Origin of the sequence: Streptomyces sp. NPDC058157 (assembly GCF_042884105.1) — a bacterium.
Lineage (GTDB): Bacteria > Actinomycetota > Actinomycetes > Streptomycetales > Streptomycetaceae > Streptomyces.
Window position 1 is genome coordinate 1 of sequence record NZ_JBHVUQ010000301.1, and the last position, 6,731, is coordinate 6,731.

Consider the following 6,731-nt stretch of genomic DNA (forward strand, 5'->3'; position numbering starts at 1 on the left):
CCGGCCGGTGGCGGAAGCTACCGCCGCCTCATGTCCGCGACGCGAGCCCGTTCCCCCGCCTGCTGCTCCAGCATCGACGCGGGAGCGCTCCGCAGCTGCGCACCCGGCCCGCCCCGCCGCTGCACCGGCAGCGGCGCGTCCCGGCGCGGCCGACGCCCGGGCAGCCCGTCCCCGGCCCCGCCGTGTCCGCCGCCGGAGGCCGGCGCGGACCCGGCGACCGTGATCTGCACGCCCTGGTCGGCCAGCGCCTGCAGCTCGGTGGCGGCCCGGTCGTCGTGCGGCGGGGGCTCGTCCGTGACCAGCCGGGTCATCACGTCCGTCGGCACCGTCTGGAACATCGTGTCGGTGCCCAGCTTGGTGTGGTCGGCGAGGACGACGACCTCCGCCGCCGCCTGCACCAGCGCCCGGTCCACGCTCGCGGAGAGCATGTTGGACGTGGACAGCCCGCGCTCGGCGGTCAGACCGCTGCCGGACAGGAAGGCCCGCGAGACCCGCAGCCCCTGCAGGGACTGTTCGGCGCCGCTGCCGACGAGGGCGTAGTTCGACCCGCGCAGCGTGCCGCCGGTCATCACCACCTCCACCCGGTTGGCGTGCGCCAGCGCCTGGGCGACGAGCAGCGAGTTGGTGACGACGGTCAGACCGGGCACCCGGGCCAGCCGGCGGGCCAGCTCCTGGGTCGTGGTGCCCGCGCCGACGACGACGGCCTCGCCCTCTTCGACGAGGCCGGCCGCGACGTCGGCGATGGCGGTCTTCTCCGCCGTGGCGAGATGGGACTTTTGCGGAAAGCCGGACTCCCGCGTGAAACCGCCCGGCAAGACCGCACCGCCGTGCCGGCGGTCGAGGAGTCCTTCGGCCTCCAGTGCCCGCACGTCGCGCCGTACGGTCACTTCGGAGGTCTGGACGACGCGGGCGAGCTCACGGAGGGATACCGCCCCGTTGGCACGCACCATTTCGAGGATCAGTTGGCGACGTTCAGCAGCGAACACGAAACTGACAGTAACCCCAACGACCGTCTGGTTTCAGCTCCTTGCACCGGAATACCGAAGTTGTCCATACGGTGGGGCGACAAGTGGTATACGCGTCCGAACGGATACCCCGCGTCCACCCGGACGCCACCGCCCGGTCCCGGAGCCCGCCCCAACCCCGTTACGGGCAGGGGCGGTTGCCCGGCCCCTACGCCTCTCCGGCCGCCTTGCGCGTGTGGAGCTGGCGGGCGACCTCGGCGATCGAACCCGACAGCGAGGGGTACACGGTGAACGCGTTTGCGATCTGCTCGACGGTCAGGTTGTTGTCGACCGCGATCGAGATGGGGTGGATCAGCTCGCTCGCGCGCGGCGAGACGACCACGCCGCCGACCACGATCCCGGTGCCCGGACGGCAGAACAGCTTCACGAAGCCGTCCCGGATGCCCTGCATCTTGGCGCGCGGGTTGCGCAGCAGGGGCAGCTTCACGACACGGGCGTCGATCTTCCCGGCGTCCACGTCGGCCTGGGTGTAACCGACAGTGGCGATCTCGGGGTCGGTGAAGACGTTCGAGGAGACCGTCTTCAGGTTCAGCGGGGCCACCGCGTCACCGAGGAAGTGGTACATCGCGATGCGCCCCTGCATGGCGGCGACGGAGGCCAGCGCGAAGACGCCAGTCACGTCACCGGCGGCGTACACGCCCGGCGAGGAGGTCCGCGAGACCTTGTCGGTCCAGATGTGCCCGGACTCCTTCAGCCGGACCCCGGACTCCTCCAGGTTCATGTCCTTGGTGTTCGGGATCGCGCCGACCGCCATCAGGCAGTGGGTGCCGCTGATGACCCGGCCGTCGGAGAGGGTGACCTCGACCCGGTCGCCGACCCGCTTCGCGGACTCGGCGCGCGAGCGGCCGATGACGTTCATGCCGCGGCGGCGGAAGACGTCCTCCAGGACGGCGGCCGCGTCCGGGTCCTCGCCCGGCAGCACGCGGTCGCGGGAGGACACCAGCGTCACGCGGGAGCCCAGCGCCTGGTACGCGCCGGCGAACTCGGCGCCGGTGACACCGGAGCCGACCACGATGAGCTCCTCGGGGAGCTCCTCCAGGTCGTAGACCTGGGTCCAGTTCAGGATCCGCTCCCCGTCGGGCATCGCGTCGGGGATCTCGCGCGGGGTGCCGCCGGTGGCGATCAGCACGGCGTCGGCGGTGAGGATCGTCTCCGTGCCGTCGGCCGCGGTGACGATGACGTCCCGGGTGCCGTCGATGCCCTGCGGCCCGCCGAGCTTGCCGCGGCCGCGCAGCACGCGGGCGCCGGCCCGGGTCACGGAGGCGGTGATGTCGTGCGACTGGGCGAGCGCGAGGCGCTTGACGCGCCGGTTCACCTTGCCGAGATCGACGCCGACGACGCGCGCGGCCTGCTCGATGGGCGGGGTGTCGTCGGCGACGACGATGCCGAGCTCCTCGTAGGAGGAGTCGAAGGTGGTCATGACCTCGGCGGTCGCGATGAGGGTCTTGGAGGGCACGCAGTCGGTCAGCACCGACGCCCCGCCCAGACCGTCGCAGTCGACGACGGTCACCTCCGCGCCGAGCTGGGCCCCCACCAGGGCCGCCTCATACCCGCCGGGTCCGCCGCCGATGATCACGATCCGGGTCACGAAAACTCCGCCTCACGTCTGCCCGGCCGGCTGCCGCCCCGGCCGGCGATCCGGGGGGTCTCCCCGGGGGATGCATTCCACGCCCATTGTCCCGCACGCTTCAAGGTGCTCCACTCCCGGTCCCGCTCACGTGTCCCACTCCCGGTCCTGTCATCCGTGCGCCATCCGGGCACGCGTGCCGGGGCACCCCTCCCGTACCCTCGACCTCATGTCGCTCTACGCCGCGTACGCCGGCAACCTCGACCCGCGGCTGATGACGCGCCGCGCTCCGCATTCGCCGCTGCGCGGCACGGGCTGGATCAACGACTGGCGGCTGACCTTCGGCGGCGAGCAGATGGGCTGGGAAGGCGCTCTCGCCACCATCGTGGAAGCCCCCCGCCAGCAGGTCTTCGTCGCCCTGTACGACATCGCACCGCTCGACGAGGACTCCATGGACCGCTGGGAGGGCGTCGGGCTGGACATCTACCGCCGCATGCGGATCCGGGTCCACACGCTGGACGGCGAGGAGGCCGCCTGGTGCTACGTCCTCAACGGCTACGAGGGCGGCCTCCCCTCGGCCCGCTACCTCGGCGAGATCGCCGACGCCGCGGAATCGGCGGGCGCCCCGCACGACTACGTGATGGAACTCCGCAAGCGGCCCTGCTGAATTCCAGCCCCGCCACAGCATGAGGCGCGGGGGGTCTGGGGCGGAGCCCCAGCTTCCCTCCAGGCCCTCCGGGACGATTCGGCGGAAACGACAAGGCAACGATCCGAACACCGTGAGCTGTGCCATCTACGCGCGTAGGCCAACAGCGGCTACGCTCATCCGCGTGAACGCATCTGTTACCGACCCCTTCGCCGCCGCCGACGCCGCCGCCGCCCGCCTCCGCGAGCTCACCGGCGTCGAATCCCACGATGTCGCCCTCGTCATGGGCTCCGGCTGGGCCCCCGCCGCAGAGGCGCTCGGCGCGCCCGAGGCCGAGTTCCCGGTCACCGAGCTGCCCGGCTTCCCGCCGCCCGCCGTCGAGGGCCACGGCGGCAAGATCCGCTCGTACAAGATCGGCGACAAGCGCGCCCTGCTCTTCCTCGGCCGGACCCACTTCTACGAGGGCCGCGGCGTCGCCGCCGTCGCGCACGGCGTCCGTACCGCCGTCGCCGCCGGCTGCAAGACCGTCGTCCTGACCAACGGCTGCGGCGGCCTGCGCGAGGGCATGAAGCCCGGCCAGCCCGTCCTGATCAGCGACCACCTCAACCTCACCGCGACCTCGCCGATCGTCGGCGCGAACTTCGTGGACCTCACCGACCTGTACTCGCCGCGCCTGCGCGCGATGTGCAAGGAGATCGACGAGACCCTCGAAGAGGGCGTCTACGTCCAGTTCCCCGGCCCGCACTACGAGACCCCGGCCGAGATCAACATGATCCGCGTCATGGGCGCCGACCTGGTCGGCATGTCCACCGTGCTGGAGGCCATCGCCGCCCGCGAGGCCGGCGCCGAGGTGCTCGGCATCTCCCTGGTCACCAACCTGGCCGCGGGCCTGTCGGGCGAGCCGCTGAACCACGAAGAGGTCCTCCAGGCCGGCCGCGACTCCGCCGCCCGCATGGGCACCCTGCTGACGCAGGTCCTCGCCCGCATCTGACCGGCACCCGACCGACTGATCGACGTACGAGAGGCAAGGCGGAACTAGTGGAACAGGCACAGGACGACCTGCTCACCCGGGCCCGGACCTGGCTGGCGGAGGACCCCGACGAGGAGACCGCGGCCGAGCTGCGCGCCCTCATCGAGGCGGGCGACACCGCCGAGCTCGCGGACCGCTTCTCCGGCACGCTCCAGTTCGGCACCGCCGGACTGCGCGGCGAGATCGGCGCGGGCCCGATGCGGATGAACCGCTCCGTGGTGATCCGCGCCGCGGCGGGCCTGGCGGCCTACCTCAAGGCCCAGGGCCACGAGGGCGGCCTGGTGGTCGTCGGCTACGACGCGCGCTACAAGTCCGCGGACTTCGCCCGCGACACGGCGGCCGTCATGACGGGCGCCGGCCTGCGCGCCGCCGTCCTCCCCCGCCCGCTGCCCACGCCCGTCCTCGCGTACGCCATAAGGCACCTGGGGGCCGTCGCCGGCGTCGAGGTGACCGCGAGCCACAACCCTCCGCGGGACAACGGCTACAAGGTCTACCTCGGCGACGGCTCGCAGATCGTCTCCCCGGCGGACGCGCAGATCGCGGCGGAGATCGACGCGATCCCCTCCCTCGCCTCCGTCCCCCGCCCCTCCGACGGCTGGCTGCAGCTCGACGAGGAGGTCCTGGAGGCGTACCTGGCCCGCACGGACTCCGTCCTGACGCCCGCGTCCCCGCGCGGCGTACGGACCGTGTACACGGCCATGCACGGCGTCGGCAAGGACGTCGTCATGGCGGCCTTCGCCCGGCACGGCTTCCCCACCCCGGTGCTCGTCGCCGAGCAGGCGGAGCCGGACCCGGCCTTCCCGACGGTCGCCTTCCCCAACCCGGAGGAGCCCGGCGCGATGGACCTGGCCTTCGCGAAGGCCGCCGAGGTCCAGCCGGACATCGTGATCGCCAACGACCCGGACGCGGACCGCTGCGCCGTGGCCGTCCCCGACAACGGCGGCTGGCGCATGCTGCGCGGCGACGAGGTCGGCGCCCTCCTGGCGGCCCACCTGGTCCACAAGGGCGCGCAGGGCGTCTTCGCCGAGTCGATCGTCTCCTCCTCCCTCCTGGGCCGGATCGCCGAGGCGGCGAACCTCGGCTACGAGGAGACCCTCACGGGCTTCAAGTGGATCTCCCGCGTGGAGGGCCTGCGCTACGGCTACGAGGAAGCCCTCGGCTACTGCGTGGACCCCGAGGGCGTCCGCGACAAGGACGGCATCACCGCCGCCCTGCTGGTCGCCGAACTGGCCTCGGTGCTCAAGGAGCAGGGCCGCACCCTGACCGATCTCCTGGACGACCTGGCGATGGCCCACGGCCTCCACCACACCGACCAGCTGTCGGTCCGCGTCGAGGACCTGTCGATCATCGCCAACGCGATGGCGCAGCTGCGCGCGGAGCCCCCGACGGCCCTGGCGGGCCTGCGGGTGGTCTCGGCGGAGGACCTGTCCCAGGGCACGGAGAAGCTCCCGCCCACGGACGGCCTCCGCTACTACCTGGAGGGCGACTACAAGGCCCGGGTCATCTGCCGCCCGTCGGGCACGGAGCCCAAGCTGAAGTGCTACCTCGAGGTCGTCGTCCCGGTCGCGGAACCCTCGGACCTCACGGCGGCCCGCACCCGGGGCCAGGAAATCCTGGACACGGTGAAGAAGGACCTCGCGGCGGCGATGGGCCTGTAGGCCCGGCGCCCCGCCGCCCCGATGGCCCCCCGCTGCTCAGCCTGCGGGGGGCCATCGGCGCTCCGGCACCACCTTCCCGGACCGGAACCGCCTTCCCGGACCGGAACGGCCCAGCGGACCGGGACCGCAGACGACCGGGGCCTCAGCCGGCGGTCTCAGAGATCGGCTGGGGCTTTCCCGTCAGTCTCATCGTCCTTCCGCGTCGGGCCGGTCAGTCAAGAGCGCTCCTTCGTCGCGTCGCTACGCGATGTCGCTGCGCTCCACCCTTGACAGCCCGTCCCGCCCCGGAAAAACGAAGACTGCCGGGAAACCCCCAAAGGAACGGGACGGTCCGGAGATGGACATGCGGCCGAGTCAGGGACCAGCCGGGCTGGCCGGGGGCCGTCAGACATCCATCCGGGCAGATGCGACTGCCCTCCGGGGCCGCCCCCACGCCCCAGATCGCTACGCGCTCCTCCCGTCTCAGCGTCTACCAGCCGCCTGGGCTCGCTGCAGTGGCCAAAGGACGACGGATTCGTCATCCGGGGCCGGTGGGCGCGCCACATCGCTACGCGCTCCTCGAATTCCGGCATCTGCCAGCCGTCTGGGGCTGATACCCGCACCAAAGGGCGGTGGGATTGGCATCCGGGGCCGCCGGGCGCGTCAGATCGCTACGCGCTGCACAGATCTCGGCGTCCGGCCGCCGTCTGGGGCTGGTACGCGAGCCACATGCCAATCGGCAGAGCATCCCAGCCCAAGAGGGCCGCCGGACGCCGGAAATCGAGGAGCGCGTAGCGATCCGACGCGCCTGAGGTCACCTCACGGT

General features: G+C 72.2%; 5 protein-coding genes. 3 read left to right on the top strand and 2 right to left on the bottom strand.

Going from position 1 to position 6,731, the window contains the following annotated elements; genetic code table 11:
• Positions 1-17 precede the first annotated feature (17 nt).
• Both ACFVXK_RS36265 and ACFVXK_RS36270 read right to left on the bottom strand, forming a co-directional pair.
• On the bottom strand, positions 18-950 hold the full coding sequence (locus tag ACFVXK_RS36265) for a DeoR/GlpR family DNA-binding transcription regulator (protein ID WP_389620914.1): 933 nt from the start codon (positions 948-950) through the stop codon (positions 18-20).
• 223 nt (positions 951-1,173) lie between these two features.
• Positions 1,174-2,613 carry an NAD(P)H-quinone dehydrogenase gene (locus ACFVXK_RS36270; protein ID WP_389620907.1) on the bottom strand — a complete coding sequence of 480 codons (1,440 nt, stop codon included), beginning with the start codon at positions 2,611-2,613 and terminating at the stop codon, positions 1,174-1,176.
• A 208-nt stretch (positions 2,614-2,821) separates the two neighbouring features.
• On the opposite strand from ACFVXK_RS36270, the gene ACFVXK_RS36275 reads away from it, so the two are divergent.
• The 3 genes from ACFVXK_RS36275 (at position 2,822) to ACFVXK_RS36285 (ending at position 5,926) form a co-directional block, all read left to right on the top strand.
• Positions 2,822-3,259: a gamma-glutamylcyclotransferase gene (locus tag ACFVXK_RS36275; RefSeq protein ID WP_007266087.1), complete on the top strand. Its 438-nt coding sequence runs from the start codon at positions 2,822-2,824 to the stop codon at positions 3,257-3,259.
• A 163-nt stretch (positions 3,260-3,422) separates the two neighbouring features.
• A complete protein-coding gene (locus ACFVXK_RS36280; protein ID WP_045949141.1) occupies positions 3,423-4,229 on the top strand; it encodes a purine-nucleoside phosphorylase in 807 nt (268 codons plus the stop codon).
• 47 nt (positions 4,230-4,276) lie between these two features.
• The gene (locus tag ACFVXK_RS36285; protein WP_389620911.1) at positions 4,277-5,926 is read left to right on the top strand and encodes a phospho-sugar mutase; all 1,650 of its coding nucleotides are present in this window, start codon (positions 4,277-4,279) and stop codon (positions 5,924-5,926) included.
• The last annotated feature ends 805 nt before the right edge of the window (positions 5,927-6,731 follow it).